At 69.8% G+C, this 14,968-nt stretch carries 7 protein-coding genes and 1 pseudogene; 6 read left to right on the forward strand and 2 right to left on the reverse strand.

The genetic code is table 11. The annotated features are described in order from the left end of the window. Window positions 1-439: 439 nt before the first annotated feature. The 6 genes from ACFUK0_RS05590 (at window position 440) to ACFUK0_RS05615 (ending at window position 11,598) form a co-directional block, all read left to right on the forward strand. Window positions 440-1,846 (forward strand): extracellular solute-binding protein, encoded by a 1,407-nt coding sequence (locus ACFUK0_RS05590; RefSeq protein ID WP_380246752.1) that lies wholly within the window; start codon window positions 440-442, stop codon window positions 1,844-1,846. 106 nt (window positions 1,847-1,952) lie between these two features. Beyond that, window positions 1,953-2,930 carry a carbohydrate ABC transporter permease gene (locus ACFUK0_RS05595; protein ID WP_380246753.1) on the forward strand — a complete coding sequence of 326 codons (978 nt, stop codon included), beginning with the start codon at window positions 1,953-1,955 and terminating at the stop codon, window positions 2,928-2,930. Between the two features lie 14 nt (window positions 2,931-2,944). Continuing rightward, window positions 2,945-3,835 carry a carbohydrate ABC transporter permease gene (locus ACFUK0_RS05600; protein ID WP_380246754.1) on the forward strand — a complete coding sequence of 297 codons (891 nt, stop codon included), beginning with the start codon at window positions 2,945-2,947 and terminating at the stop codon, window positions 3,833-3,835. A 121-nt stretch (window positions 3,836-3,956) separates the two neighbouring features. After that, the gene (locus ACFUK0_RS05605; protein ID WP_380246755.1) at window positions 3,957-5,594 is read left to right on the forward strand and encodes a glycoside hydrolase family 13 protein; all 1,638 of its coding nucleotides are present in this window, start codon (window positions 3,957-3,959) and stop codon (window positions 5,592-5,594) included. A gap of 579 nt (window positions 5,595-6,173) precedes the next feature. Further along, the gene (locus tag ACFUK0_RS05610) at window positions 6,174-10,439 is read left to right on the forward strand and encodes a discoidin domain-containing protein (protein ID WP_380246756.1); all 4,266 of its coding nucleotides are present in this window, start codon (window positions 6,174-6,176) and stop codon (window positions 10,437-10,439) included. A 145-nt stretch (window positions 10,440-10,584) separates the two neighbouring features. After that, entirely contained in the window at window positions 10,585-11,598 is a 1,014-nt protein-coding gene (locus ACFUK0_RS05615) for a LacI family DNA-binding transcriptional regulator (protein WP_380246757.1), read from the forward strand. Window positions 11,599-11,697: 99 nt separating this feature from the next. Here ACFUK0_RS05615 and ACFUK0_RS05620 read toward each other — a convergent pair whose 3' ends face one another. Both ACFUK0_RS05620 and ACFUK0_RS05625 read right to left on the reverse strand, forming a co-directional pair. After that, window positions 11,698-12,201 (reverse strand): discoidin domain-containing protein, encoded by a 504-nt coding sequence (locus ACFUK0_RS05620; RefSeq protein ID WP_380246792.1) that lies wholly within the window; start codon window positions 12,199-12,201, stop codon window positions 11,698-11,700. Next, window positions 12,196-14,601, reverse strand: a pseudogene (locus ACFUK0_RS05625) (discoidin domain-containing protein); the annotation flags it as partial. The pseudogene ACFUK0_RS05625 and the gene ACFUK0_RS05620, both read right to left, overlap by 6 nt. Window positions 14,602-14,968 lie beyond the last annotated feature (367 nt).

Here is a 14,968-nt window from a genome sequence, read left to right on the forward strand (position 1 = left end):
ATAACAACACTATTTCCTCCGGCGCCCGTTCCCTTTTTGTATACGCCACTGGTCCGGGCCGGGGGCGGGGGGGGGTGGGGGGGGGGGGGGGGCTCCGCCCCCCACCCCCCTGTCATGTCCCAAACCTGTAAGTTGCGGCCTCGTGGTTCGTAAGTCACGACTCAGTATCGTGTTTTTGCGAAATCCTGTAGACATCTTGTGGTCATCTGTCGGGTGGTGGTTAAGTGAGCGGCGCCACCAGGGGGAGCCCGAACGGAGGCCCCGCCCAGGGGCCCCGCAAGGACACCGCCGGGGGCACCGAAGCCGCAGAGTGCACCACCTCACCCGCACGTCCCCGCTCCGTCCGTAGGACGGCGCGGCCCCCACCGGAACACATGGGCTCTCCTGCGCCCCGAGCGCCAACCGTGCCCACCGTGCTTGTAGAAGGGTCCACCCGCACATGAAGACCAACGGACTTCTCCGCAGATCCGCCGTCGCAGTGGTCGTCGGCGCCCTGGCCTTCTCGGCCGCCGCCTGCAGCAGCTCCGCCGACGACAAGTCGTCGGGCGGCGACTCCGGCAAGTCGAGCGACGCGGCGGCCCCGCTGGACCCGGCGACCAAGGTGACCATCACCGCCGACTGCCAGCCGCCGACCACCAAGCCCGCCGAGCGCAAGCAGTGGGACGACGACATCGCGGCGTTCAACAAGATCTACCCGAACGTCACGATCAAGGCCACGGACGGTTCGCCGTGCGAGGAGCCCGCGAAGTTCACCGCGCAGCTCGCGGGCAAGACGCAGCCGGACCTCTTCTACGCGTACTTCACCGACACCAACCAGATCCTGGACGCCGGTGCCGCGGAGGACATCTCGGCCTACGTCAACGAGAAGACCGTCCCCGCGCTGAAGGACATCGACCCGTCCGTCCTGAGCACCCTCAAGGACAGTGACGGCAAGCTCTACGGCCTGCCGGTCACGAACTACAAGATGGGCCTGATCTACAACCGCAAGCTCTTCAAGCAGGCCGGCCTGGACCCCGACAAGCCGCCGACCACCTGGGCCGAGATCCGCGAGGACGCGAAGAAGATCGCCGCCCTCGGCAACGGCATCAACGGCTACGGCGACTACAGCGCCACCAACCAGGGCGGCTGGCACTTCACCGCCGAGCTCTACGGCGTCGGCGGCAAGATGCTCTCCGACGACGGCAAGAAGGTCGCCTTCAACAGCGCCGAGGGCAAGCAGGTCCTGCAGAACCTGTACGACATGCGCTGGACCGACAACACCATGGGCGCCACCCAGGGCCTGAAGTGGCCGGACCTCATGACGCAGACCTCGACCGACAAGCTCGGCATCTACGTCGGCGCGCCGGACGACATCACGTACATGGTGCAGACCCTCAAGGGCAACTACGAGGACTACGGCATGGGCCCCGTCCCCGGCGGCAAGGCCGCGCTGCTCGGCGGTGACGGCCGCTTCTTCAAGAAGGGCTCCACCCCGGACCAGATCAAGGCCGGCGTCGCCTGGGTGAACTTCAAGTACCTCACCATGGGCAAGGGCCAGTTCGACTACTCCCGCAACAAGGGTGACGGCCTGCCCGTCGGCATCCCGCAGCCGAACTTCTTCACCGGCGCCTCCCTGGAGGCCGACAACACCGCGAAGGCCGCCAGCGCGACCGTCCCGGTGAAGAACTACGCGCCGTACGTCTCGACCCTGGTGCCCGGACGGACCGAGCCGGCCAACGCCCAGCAGCTCTACAAGGTGCTGGACGCCGCCGTCTCCGCCGTGCTCACCGACAAGGGGGCGGACATCAACAAGCTGCTGTCCGACGCCGAGACCCAGGCCAACCAGGTCCTGAGCAGCCTCCAGTAGCAGCGGACGGGGGCCGGCCCAGGCGCCGGCCCCCGTACCCCTGGCAACCGTCCACCTGGCAGCAGTCCACCGACCAGCCAGCAGCGCCAGCACACCAGGAGAACCGATGGCCGGGACCATCTCCCCCTACAAGACCAACCGCCGGTCCGCGCCGGCGGGCCGTGGCCCCGGCGGGGGCCGGGACAGCTCCGGGGGCCGGGACCGTACGGGGTTCGGCCAGAAGGTGCGCCGCAACATCACCGCCCACGGCTTCCTGTTCGGGGCGCTGCTGTGCTTCGGGTTCTTCACCTGGTACCCGATGGTCCGCGAAGTGATCATGAGCTTCCAGAAGACCAAGCGCGGCAAGACCACCTGGGTCGGCCTCGACAACCTGGACCGGATCTTCCACGACCCGGATTTCTGGCACGCCTGGCGCAACACCTTCCTGTTCACCGCGCTCGCGCTGGTGCTCGGCTTCGCGCTGCCGTTCTTCGTCGCGGTGCTGCTCAACGAACTGCGGCACGCCAAGGCCTACCTGCGGATCCTGGTCTACATCCCGGTGATGATGCCGCCGGTCGCGGCGGTGCTGCTGTTCAAGTACTTCTACAACCCCGACTACGGGCTGTTCAACGACATCCTGAAGACGCTGCACCTGCCCACCTCGGCCTGGCTCAACTCCCCGGACACCGCGATGGTCTCGGTGGTGATCGCGGCCACCTGGATGAACATGGGCGGCGCCACCCTGATCTACCTGGCGGCCCTGCAGGGCATCCCCGGCGAGCTGTACGAGGCGGCCGACCTGGACGGCGCCGGCCTGCTGCGCAAGATCTGGCACGTCACCATCCCGCAGACGCGGCTCATCCTGTCGCTGCTGCTGCTGCTCCAGATCGTCGCGACCATGCAGGTCTTCGTCGAGCCGTTCCTGCTGACCGGCGGCAACGGTCCGCAGAACTCCACCATGACGGTCGTCTACCTGGTCTACGAGTACGCGTTCGACCTGGGCGGCAACAACTACGGCGTGGCCTCCGCGCTCGGCCTGGTCATGCTCGTGGTGCTCGCCGGATTCTCCGCTCTGTACGCGCGGCTGAGCCGCGACAACGACTAGGAAGGGAGCCGACCATGGCAGTGAAAGAACCCCAGATGCGCACGCTCGTCGCGCAGACCCAGCTCAACCGGCCGCTCGGGAAGGCCGTCTACTGGACGGTCCTGACCGTCGTGGTGGTCGTCTTCACCCTGGTCTTCATCGGCCCGCTGTACTGGCTGGTGACCGGCGGCCTGAAGTCCACCCAGGAAGTCGTCCAGAACCCGCCCACGTTCTTCCCGTCGAAGATCCACTGGGGCACGTACGCCACCGCCTGGCACCAGCTCAAGATGGGCCGGCTGCTGTTCAACACCGTCTACTACGCGTTCGGCGCGCTCGCCTTCCAGCTGGTCTTCGACGTCGCCGCGGCCTACTCGCTGTCCAAGCTGCGGCCGGCGCTCGGCAACGTCATCCTCGGCATGATGCTCGCGACGCTGATGATCCCGTCGGCCGTCCTGATCGTGCCGCAGTACCTGACCGTCCTGGACCTGCCGATCCTGCACCTGAACCTGATCAGCACCCCGTGGGCGATCTGGCTGCCCACCGTCGCCAACGCCTTCAACATCTTCCTGCTGAAGCGGTTCTTCGACTCCATCCCGCAGGACCTGCTCGCGGCGGCCGCGATCGACGGCGCCTCCCCGCTGCGGACCCTGCGCTCGATCGTGCTGCCGATGTCCAAGCCGATCCTGGGCGTCGTGTCGATCTTCGCGGTGGTCAACGTCTGGAAGGACTTCCTCTGGCCGCTGCTGGTCCAGCCGAACCCGGCCGACCAGACGCTGAACATCGGCATCCGCTCGCTCGCCACCGGCCTCCCGCAGAACGTCATCATCGCCGCCCTGGCCATCGCCTCGGCCCCGACGATCGTGTTCTTCCTGATCTTCCAGCGCAGCATCATGTCCGGCCTGACCTCCGGCGGCCTCAAGGGCTGACCAGCCGAGAGCAGTGCCCGCAGGACCAGCCGCCGGCCCCGTCCAGCCCTCCCCGCGAACGGGCCGGCGGCTAGAGACCGACCACGCCCTTCTCCGCTTCCGGTCGAAAGGACCCCCCACCGTGGGACAGAACTCCAGGCTCCAGCCCGAGCAATCGGACTGGTGGCGCGACGCGGCGATCTACCAGGTCTACCCGCGCAGCTTCGCCGACGGCAACGGCGACGGCACGGGGGATCTGGCCGGGGTCCGCTCCCGCCTCCCGTACCTGGCCGAACTCGGCGTCGACGCGATCTGGTTCAACCCCTGGTACCCGTCCCCGATGGCGGACGGCGGCTACGACGTCGCCGACTACCGCGACGTGGACCCGCTGTTCGGCACCCTGGAGGAGGCCGAGAAGCTGATCGACGAGGCGCTGGGGTTCGGCATCCGCACCATCGTCGACATCGTCCCCAACCACGTCTCCTCCGACCACCCGTGGTTCCAGGAGGCAATCGCCGCCGCGCCCGGCAGCCCGGAGCGCGAGCTGTTCCACTTCCGCCCCGGCCGCGGCCAGAACGGTGAACTGCCCCCCAACGACTGGGTGTCCGAGTTCGGCGGCTGCCCCTGGACCCGCACCACGGACCCGGACGGCGCCCCCGGCGACTGGTACCTGCACCTGTTCGCCGTCCAGCAGCCCGACCTCAACTGGGCCCACCCGCAGGTCCGCTCCGAGCACGAGTCGATCCTGCGGTTCTGGTTCGACCGCGGCGCGGCCGGCGTACGGATCGACTCGGCGGCGCTGCTCGCCAAGGACCCGGCGCTGCCCGACTTCGTCAAGGACGTCGACCCGCACCCGTACGCCGACCTCGAAGAGCTGCACGACATCTACCGCTCGTGGCGGGCCATCGCCGACTCCTACCCGGGCACCCGGATCCTGATCGGCGAGGTCTGGCTGCCCGACGCCGAACGCTTCGCCCGCTACCTGCGCCCGGACGAGCTGCACACCGCCTTCAACTTCGACTTCCTGGCCCGCCCCTGGGACGCGGACGGGCTGCGCGTCTCCATCGACTCCACCCTCGCGCTGCACGCCCCCGTCGGCGCGCCGGCCACCTGGGTGCTCTGCAACCACGACGTCACCCGCACCGTCACCCGCTACGGACGCCGCGACACCCGCTTCGACTTCGCGACCAAGGCCTTCGGCACGCCGACCGACCTGGTGCTCGGCCTGCGCCGGGCCCGCGCCGCCGCGCTGCTCTCGCTGGCCCTGCCCGGCGCCGTCTACCTCTACCAGGGCGAGGAGCTGGGCCTGCCCGAGGTCGAGGACCTCCCCGTCGACCAGCTCCAGGACCCGATGCACCTGCGCTCCGGCGGCACCGACCCCGGCCGGGACGGCTGCCGCGTGCCGCTGCCCTGGGCGGGCGACGCGCAGCCGTACGGCTTCTCGCCGGAGGGCGTCCGGCCCTGGCTGCCGCAGCCCGCCGACTGGGCCGCGCTCACCGTCGAGGCGCAGGCCGCCGACCCGGCCTCGATGCTCTCGCTCTACCGCACCGCGCTGGGCATCCGGCGCGGCGAGGCCGGGCTGCGCGGTGACAAGTTCGAGTGGCTCACCGCCGAGCCCGGCGTCCTGGCGTTCCGCCGGGGCACCGACTTCCTCTGCGTCGTCAACCTCGGCGCGGAGCCGGTGCCGCTGCCCGCGAACACCGTGACCGTCCTGGCCAGCGGCCCGCTGGCCGACGGCCTGCTGCCGGCCGACACCGCCGCCTGGCTGCACCTGGCCTGACCCCGCTCGTCCGACGTTCGTCCCACGCTCGTCCGACCGCTCGCACCGTGAGGGGCCGCCGTCACCCCGCGCCCGGTGGGCGCCGGGCCGCCTGACAGCACCGCCGCCCACCGTAGGGCCGCGCCGTCCTTGAGGGAGGACGGCGCGGCCGCCCGGCCCCCTCTCCGCGCCGCCACCGCACTGCCGCACCGCTGAAGCTCCCGCACCGCCGCACTGCCCGCGCCACCGCACTGCTGAAGTCCCCGCACTGCCGCGCCATCGCACTGCCACTCCGCCGCACCGCCGCACCGCCGCATCGCCGCACTGCCCGCGCCACGTGCGCGACCCGCGCCAACTCCTGTCATGAGCTCGTCGGCCCTCCAGCGGAGGCTCCAGATGATGTCAGCTCGGTCACCGCCCATCGGGCACTCCTCGCCGCCGGTCACCCGGGCATCTCCCATGTCCCGAGCCCCGTGCCCGCGGCACTCACGGATCGGCACGCGAGCAGGACGTTCCCACCGCGCCTCCTCGCCCCCCACCCTGTCATCCTGACGAGATCAAGAGGACCCAGTGAGATCCACAGCTCCAATTCCCCGGCTGATGGCGGCACTTGCCTCAGCAAGCCTGCTGATCGTGGCCGGCCCGCTCCTGCCCACCGCTTCGGCGGCGGGCGGCCCCAACCTCGCGGCCGGCAAGGCCGTCTCGGCCAGCAGCGCGAACGGCGCACAGAGCGCCGCGCTGATCAACGACGGTAACCAGGGCACCTACTGGGAGAGCTCCGGCAGCTCCCTCCCGCAGTGGGTCCAGGTCGACCTGGGCAGCAGCACCAGCATCGACGAGGTCGTGCTGAAGCTCCCCGCCGGCTGGGGCGCCCGGACCGAGACGCTCGCCGTGCAGGGCAGCGCCGACGGCACCAGCTTCGCCACCATCACCAACTCGGCGACGTACTCGTTCGATCCGGGCGCCGGCAACACGGTGAAGATCAACTTCCCGGCGACCAACACCCGGTTCGTCCGGCTGGCCATCTCGGCCAACACCGGCTGGCCGGCCGCGCAGATCTCCGAGCTGGAGGTCCACGGCACGACCAGCTCCAGCGGCAACCTGGCCCAGGGCCGTACCCTCACGGCGAGCAGCACCTCGGACGTCTACGGTGCGGCCAACGCCAACGACGGCAACCAGGCCACCTACTGGGAGAGCGCCAACAACGCGCTGCCGCAGTGGATCCAGGCCGACCTCGGCTCGGCCGTCGCGGTCAACAAGGTGGTGCTGAAGCTCCCGGCGGGCTGGGGGACGCGCACCCAGACCCTGACCGTGCAGACCAGCACCGACGGCACCAACTTCGCCGACTCGGTGGCCTCGGCCGGCTACGTCTTCGACCCGGCCACCGGCAACACCGTGACGGTGCCGCTCGGCACCACCACCACCCGGTACGTCCGGGTGAAGGTCACCGCGAACACCGCGTGGCCGGCCGGCCAGCTGTCCGAGCTGGAGGTGTACGGGCCGACCACGGGTGACGTCCAGGCGCCGTCCGCGCCGTCGAACCTGGCGTACACCCAGCCCGCCTCCGGCCAGATCAAGCTGACCTGGAACGCGGCGACCGACAACACCGGCGTCACCGGCTACGACGTCTACGCCGACAACACCCTGGTCAGCAGCGTCGCCGGGAACGTCCTGACGTACACCGACAGCCGCCCGGACAGCGCCACCGTCTCGTACTTCGTGAAGGCGAAGGACGCGGCGGGCAACCAGTCCGGTGCCAGCAACACGGTGACCCGCACCGGTGCGGCCGGCGACACCCAGGCGCCGTCCGCGCCGTCGACCCTGGCGTACACCCAGCCGGCCTCCGGGCAGCTCAAGCTGACCTGGGGCGCCTCGTCCGACAACGTCGGCGTGACCGGCTACGACGTCTACGCCAACGGCGCCCTGCGGGCGAGCGTGGCGGGCAACGTCCTGACCTACACGGACAGCCAGCCCGACACGGCGACCGTCTCGTACTTCGTGAAGGCGAAGGACGCGGCGGCCAACCAGTCCGCGGCGAGCAACACCGTGATCCGCACCGGCACCAGCACGGGTGGCACCAACCTGGCCGGCGGCAAGCCGGTCACGGCGAACTCCAGCGTCTTCACCTTCGTCGCGGCGAACGCCACCGACAACGACGCCACCACCTACTGGGAGGGCGCGGGCGGCAGCTACCCCAACACCCTGACCACCCAGCTCGGTTCGAACGCGGTCGTGAACTCGGTCGTGCTGAAGCTCAACCCGTCCTCGGCCTGGTCCACCCGGACCCAGACCATCGAGGTGCTCGGGCGCGAGCAGAGCGCGAGCGGCTTCACCAGCATCTCGGCCGCGAAGGCGTACACCTTCGACCCGGCCTCCGGCAACACGGTGACGATCCCGGTCTCGGCCACCGTCGCCGACGTGCAGCTGAAGATCACCACCAACACCGGCTCCTCGGCCGGCCAGATCGCCGAGTTCCAGGTCATCGGCACCCCGGCGCCGAACCCCGACCTCACGGTCACCGCGACCTCGGCCACCCCCGCCTCCCCGGTGGAGACCGACCCGGTCACGCTGTCCGCGACGGTCAAGAACGTCGGCACGGCGGCCTCCGGCGCGACCAGTGTCAACGTCTACCTCGGCGCCACCAAGGTCGGCACCGCCCAGGTCGGCGCGCTGGCCGCGGGTGCATCCAGCACCGTCTCGGTGTCCGCGGGCCTGCAGAACGCGGGCAGCTACCAGGTGATCGCCAAGGTCGACGAGGCCAACGCCGTCATCGAGCAGGACGAGACCAACAACAGCTACACCAACCCGGCCGCGCTGGTCGTCGCCCAGGTCGCCAGCTCGGACCTGGTCGCCGCCCCGGTCAGCTGGACCCCGGGCAACCCGGCGGCCGGCAACAACGTCACCTTCACGGCGGCGATCAAGAACCAGGGCACCGTCGCCTCGGCGGGCGGCGCGCACAGCGTCACCCTGACCGTCGCGGACGCCACCACCGGCGCCGTGGTCAAGACCCTCACCGGCTCGTACACCGGTGCCATCGCGCCCGGTGCCACCGCCACCCCGGTGAACCTCGGCACCTGGACGGCCGGCAACGGCAAGTACACCGTGAAGACGGTGATCGCCAACGACGCCAACGAGCTCCCGGTCAAGCAGGCGAACAACACCAGCAGCCTGCCGCTGTACGTCGGACGCGGCGCCAACATGCCGTACGACACGTACGAGGCCGAGGACGGCGTCCTCGCGGGCGGCGCGGCCGTGGTCGGCCCGAACCGCACGGTCGGCGACATCGCGGGCGAGGCCTCCGGCCGCAAGGCCGTCACCCTGAACTCCACCGGCAGCTCGGTCGAGTTCACCACCAAGGCCAGCACCAACACGCTGGTCACCCGGTTCTCGATCCCGGACGCCGCGGGCGGCGACGGCATCAACTCCACCCTGAACGTCTACGTCAACGGCACCTTCCTGAAGGCTATCGACCTGACGTCCAAGTACTCCTGGCTGTACGGCAGCGAGACCGGCCCGGGCAACTCGCCGGGCGCCGGCGGGCCGCGTCACATCTACGACGAGGCCAACGTCCTGCTCGGGACGACCGTCCCGGCCGGCAGCAAGATCAAGCTGCAGAAGGACGCCGCCAACACCACCAACTACGCGATCGACTTCGTGAGCCTGGAGCAGGCCACCCAGATCGCCAACCCGGACCCGGCCAAGTACGTCGTGCCGACCGGCTTCGCGCAGGGCGACGTGCAGACCGCCCTGGACAAGGTCCGGATGGACACCACCGGCAACCTGGTGGGCGTCTACCTGCCGGCCGGTGACTACCAGACCGCGAACAAGTTCCAGGTCTACGGCAAGGCGATCAAGGTCGTCGGGGCCGGCCCCTGGTTCACCCGCTTCTACGCGCCGACCGACCAGTCCAACACGGACGTGGGCTTCCGCGCCCAGTCGACGGCCAACGGCTCCACGTTCTCCGGGTTCGGCTACTTCGGTAACTACACGTCCCGGATCGACGGCCCCGGCAAGGTGTTCGACTTCGCGAACGTCTCCGGCATCACGATCGACAACATCTGGACCGAGCACATGATCTGCATGTACTGGGGTGCCAACACGGACTCCATGGTGATCAAGAACTCGCGGATCCGGGACACCTTCGCCGACGGCATCAACATGACCAACGGCAGCACCGACAACCTCGTCACCAACAACGAGGCCCGCTCCACCGGTGACGACAGCTTCGCGCTCTTCTCCGCCATCGACTCCGGCGGCGCGGACGAGAAGAACAACATCTTCGAGAACCTGACCTCCATCCTCACCTGGCGGGCGGCCGGCGTCGCGGTCTACGGCGGCTACGACAACACCTTCCGCAACATCTACATCGCGGACACCCTGGTCTACTCGGGCATCACCATCAGCTCGCTGGACTTCGGGTACGCCATGAACGGGTTCGGCACCATCCCGACCAACCTGCAGAACATCTCCATCGTGCGGGCCGGCGGCCACTTCTGGGGGTCGCAGACCTTCGGCGGCATCTGGGTCTTCTCCGCCTCGAAGGTGTTCCAGGGCATCCGGGTGAGTGACGTCGACATCGTCGACCCGACCTACCACGGCATCATGTTCCAGACGAACTACTCGGGCGGCCAGCCGCAGAACCCGATCACCGACACCGTCTTCACCAACGTCTCGATCACCGGGGCGCAGAAGAGCGGCGACGCCTTCGACGCCAAGTCGGGCATCGCGATCTGGGCCAACGAGGCGGCCGAGGCCGGCCAGGGCCCGGCGGTCGGCTCGGTGACCTTCAACAACCTGCGACTGAGCAACAACTTCCAGAACATCAAGAACACCACCTCGACGTTCACCATCACCGTGAACCCGTAAGGATCCACCAGCAGGACGGTGCCGCCGGGAGACCCCTCCCGGCGGCACTCTGCTGTCCGGGCCCGGGCGCGTCATCGGGCGGCCGTTTGCGTCGGACCGCAAGCCAGCGCAAGGATCTTGCGCTCAGAACCGTACACTTTCGACCATGACACGACGACTTGCCCAGGTAGCCCAGAAGGTCGGGGTGAGCGAGGCCACGGTCAGCCGGGTGCTGAACGAGAAGCCCGGCGTCTCCGACGCGACCAGGGCCGCGGTGCTGACGGCGCTCGACGTCCTCGGCTACGAGCGGCCGACCCAGCTGCGCGGCGAGCGGGCCCGGCTGGTGGGGCTGGTCCTGCCGGAGCTGCAGAACCCGATCTTCCCGGCATTCGCCGAGGTCGTCGGCGGGGCGCTGGCCGGCCAGGGCTTCACCCCGGTGCTGTGCACGCAGACCGCGGGCGGCGTCTCCGAGGCCGACTACGTCGGGCTGCTGCTGGAGCAGCACGTGGCCGGCGTGGTCTTCTTCGGCGGCCTCTACGCCCAGCAGGACGCCCCGCACGAGCACTACGACCGGCTCGCCGAGCGCGGCCTGCCCACGGTGCTGCTGAACGCCGCCGTCGACCACCTCGACTTCGCCCGGGTGTCGTGCGACGACGCGGTCGCGGTCGAGCAGGCCATCGGCCACCTGAACCAGCTCGGCCACCGCAGGATCGGCATGGTGCTCGGCCCCGCCGACCACATGCCCTCCCGCCGCAAGCTCGACGCCGCCCGCGCCGCCGCCGCCAAGGCCGGCCTGGAGCTGCCCGACGAATGCGTCGAGCGCGCCCTGTTCAGCCTGGAGGGCGGCCAGGCCGCCACCACCCGCCTGCTGCGCCAGGGTGTCACCGGCATCGTCTGCGCGAGCGACCCGCTGGCGCTGGGCGCCGTCCGCGCGGTGCGCCGGGCCGGGCTCTCGGTGCCGGAGGACGTGTCGGTGATCGGCTACGACGACTCGGCGTTCATGACCTGCACCGACCCGCCGCTGACCACCGTCCGCCAGCCGATCGAGGCGATGGGCCGGGCCGCCGTCGAACTCCTCGCGGGCGAGATCGCCGGCGGCCGGGGCAACCACGGGGAGCTGTTCTTCGAGCCGGAGCTGGTGGTCCGCGGCTCCACCGCGCCGGTGCGCCCGCGGAGCTGACCGCGCCCGTGCGGCCGCTCGCCCGTTCGCCCGTACACACCGAGAAGCCCCGCCGTTCCGCTGGCTGCGGAACGGCGGGGCTTCTCCGGTGGGGGTCGGTCAGGAGGTGTAGGCCTCGAACTCCGACAGCTGGGCGGCGGGCCACCCGGTGTTGCCGGTGAAGGAGAGCTTCAGGTAGCGCGCGGTGGTGCCCGGGACGCTGATGGTCGCGGTGTTGCCGGTCGCGGGGTTGAAGGTGTAGCCGGCCGAGGCCTTGACGGTCGTCCAGTTGGTGCCGTCGGTGCTGGCGAGGACGCTCAGGGTCTCGGTCCGGGAGGCCCAGGCGGTGGCCGGGGGCAGCTTCAGGACGAGGCGGCCGACGGCGGCCGAGGAGCCCAGGTCGGCGGTCAGCGACTGCGGGAAGGCGTTCGCGGCGCTCTCCCAGTAGCTGTTCGCGTCACCGTCGTTGGCCTTGTTCGCGCCGTAGACGTCCACGGTGCTGGTGGCCGTCAGGGCCTTGCCGGCGAGCAGGTTGGTGTTGGCCGGGGTGGTCGGCGTGCTGGTGGGCGTCGCCGTCGGGGTGGTGGTGGGGGTGCTGGTCGCACCGGTGGAGCGGACCTCCAGCTCGGAGAGCTGCGCGGCCGGCCAGCCGGTGTTGCCGGTGACGGTCACCCGGACGTGGCGGACGTTCGCCTGGGCGAAGCCGATGGTGACGGTGTTGCCGGTGCCCTGGTCGAAGTTGTACGCGGCGGAGCCGGCCAGGTTGGTGAAGGTGACGCCGTCCGTGGAGCCCTGCACGCTGAGGGTCTCGGTGCGCGAGCCCCAGCTCGTCGGGAGCTTGGCGGTGACGCTGCCGACACCGGTGACGGCGCACAGGTCGACGGTCAGCGTCTGCGGGAAGGCGCTGCCGGCGCTCTCCCAGTAGCTGGCGGCGTTGCCGTCCACCGCGTTGGCGGCGGTGTAGGTCTGGTTGAAGCTGCTGGCGGTGGCCGTCTTGCCCTGCGCCAGGTTGCCGGTGCCCGGGTTGCACGCCGGCGGCGTGGTCGGGGTGGTGGGCGTGGCGGTCGGGGTGGGGCTCGCGGTGGGCGTGGTGGTGGGCGTCACGGTGGGGCTGGGGGTCGGGTCCGGGGTGTTCCCGCCGTTCGCGGGCTGCCCGCCGTAGGTCCACTGCGGGGCGGGCCAGTTGCCGCTGCAGGTGGTGCCGTTGTTCCAGCCGGAGTTGCCGCCACCGTCGACGATCACGAAGCCGGTGCCGACGCAGTTGTGGATCGGCGTCGCGGCCTGGGCGATGTTCTTCGCCTTCACGTTGGTGAACTTCATGTTGGCGTTGGCCTGGGCCTGGATGGCGTAGGTGCCGGCGCCGTCGATGTTCACGTTGTTGAAGTTGATGCCGCTGGACGAGCCGTCGATGGTCTGGACGGCCTCGTAGGAGCTGTCCAGGATGTCGGTGTCGGTGATGTTGATGGTCGCGCCGGCGATCGGCTCGTTCAGGCCGTCGAACCAGATCGCGCCGACGCCGAACTGCCAGTTGAAGTCGCTGTTGCCGGTACGGATCAGGGTGTTGCGGGCGGCCGTGATGGTGCCCGCGACGGCGGTGCCGCTGCCGGAGTTGACGCCGGGGTAGCGGTTGGCGATGTGCAGGCCGCCGCCGTTGCTGATGGTGTCCGACATGACGTTGTCGGAGATGGTGAAGTCCTTGCCGCCGTACGTGACGATGTTGTTCGCCAGGATCGGCAGGATCACCGTGTTGTGGGTGAAGCTGTCGTTGACGTTCGGCACCCGCTCCGGCCAGGAGGCCAGGCCGTCGTCACCGGTGTTGCGGACGAAGGTGTTGGTGACGGTCGAGTTGGTCACGCCGGTGTGGAAGTTCACGCCGTCGGCGGTCTGGTCCAGGATGCGGCTGTTCTTGATGGTGAAGCGGTCCATCGGACCGTCCATCCAGGCGCCGACCTTGGTGTGCTGGAGCCACAGGTTGTCGAGCGTCGAGTTGGACATCGCCCCGCCGACGGCGTTGACCTGGTCCTCGTCGACCCGCTCGCGGATGTCGCCGATGATGGCGAAGTCCTTGAGGGTGACGTTCTGGCTCGGGCCGCCCTGGCCGACGTACTTGCCGTAGACACCGGCCGCCTTGGCCCGGTTGTTCGGGTCGCGGCCGCCGAGCACGCTGTACCAGGGGCCGGCGCCGGCGAGGGTGACGCCGTCGACCACGACGTGGTCGTACAGCGTGAAGGTGCCCTGCGGGATGAAGACCGTCTTGCCCTGCGCCTGGCCGGCGTTGACGGCGGCCTGGAACTTCGCGGTCGAGTCGGTGGCACCGGTCGGGTCGGCGCCGAAGTCGGCGACCACGTCGAGTGCCCCGGCGGGCTTGGCGATCGGCGCGCCGACCAGCTCGAAGTCGGCCAGGTCGATGGTGAAGCTGGGGGACTGCGCGGTCGAGGTGACCTGGAGACGGATCTTCGTCCCGGCGGGGTAGGTGGTCCCGAACAGGGTGCGGGTCTCGTCGAAGAAGTGGTGCGGGTTGGTGTCACCCGGGTTGTTGTTGAACGGGTAACCGCCGTAGTACCAGCTGTACTTGGAGGTGACGTCGACGCTCTTCAGGCGGCTGCCGTTGACCAGCAGGTCCATCGAGGCGTCCCGGCCCTTGCCGTCCGAGGTGTCCGGGAGGCTGTAGCGGAAGTCGATCGAGTTGGCCGGCGCCGTGAGGGTGAACTCGACGTACTGGCCGACCGAGTTGAGGGTGACGGCCTGCCGGCCCGAGGCCTCGGAGGGCAGGTGCCCGTAGAGCCGGTCGGGGCCGACCACGGAGCCGTTGGTGGCCGCGTACTCGGCCTCCTGCTCCTTGAACGGGACGGTGGCGCCGCGGCCGGCCACGTTGAGCGGGGACAGCGTGGGGACGCCGGCGGCCGCCGCAGCGGGGGTGGCGTTGGACACGACGGCCGCGGTGAACAGGCCGGCGGTGCCGAGCGCGACGGCGGTCAGCGCGGCCACGCTGCTCCGGAGTCTGCGGGTGGGTGGTGACTGCATGGCTGGATGCACATCCTTGCTGGTCGTGGGGGTGGGCCACAGGGGGTGGGGACCAGGCGGCTTGGCAGTCGGCACCGGACAGTGCCCTGGGGCGCTGCGGAGGGGACGTATTGCGCAGGGGCTTCGGGGGCGTGACGCGGTGGTTTCGGCCGAGCGAGGAGAGACTATGGCGACCGCCGCATGAAGTCCATATGAATGAGCAAAAATCTGACAGCAACAACGCAAGTTTCGATCATAGAACTCCGTGGAATAGGACGGCCGGGAGCAGGAAACTGACGTGCTGTCAGGAGCCCCCGCCTGGCGATGTGCCGGCGGATCGGGGCATGCCGATGAGCCGCACGTCGCCGTGCGGCTCACCGGTCGTCGG

Source organism: Kitasatospora sp. NPDC057223, from assembly GCF_042669755.1.
Classification (GTDB): Bacteria; Actinomycetota; Actinomycetes; order Streptomycetales; family Streptomycetaceae; genus Kitasatospora.

Bases quoted from the DNA above. Each gene is read 5' to 3' on its own strand.
- ACFUK0_RS05590 (WP_380246752.1), top strand. From the start codon at position 440: ATGAAGACCAACGGACTTCTCCGCAGATCCGCCGTCGCAGTGGTCGTC.
- ACFUK0_RS05595 (WP_380246753.1), top strand. From the start codon at position 1,953: ATGGCCGGGACCATCTCCCCCTACAAGACCAACCGCCGGTCCGCGCCG.
- ACFUK0_RS05600 (WP_380246754.1), top strand. From the start codon at position 2,945: ATGGCAGTGAAAGAACCCCAGATGCGCACGCTCGTCGCGCAGACCCAG.
- ACFUK0_RS05610 (WP_380246756.1), top strand. From the start codon at position 6,174: ATGGCGGCACTTGCCTCAGCAAGCCTGCTGATCGTGGCCGGCCCGCTC.
- ACFUK0_RS05615 (WP_380246757.1), top strand. From the start codon at position 10,585: ATGACACGACGACTTGCCCAGGTAGCCCAGAAGGTCGGGGTGAGCGAG.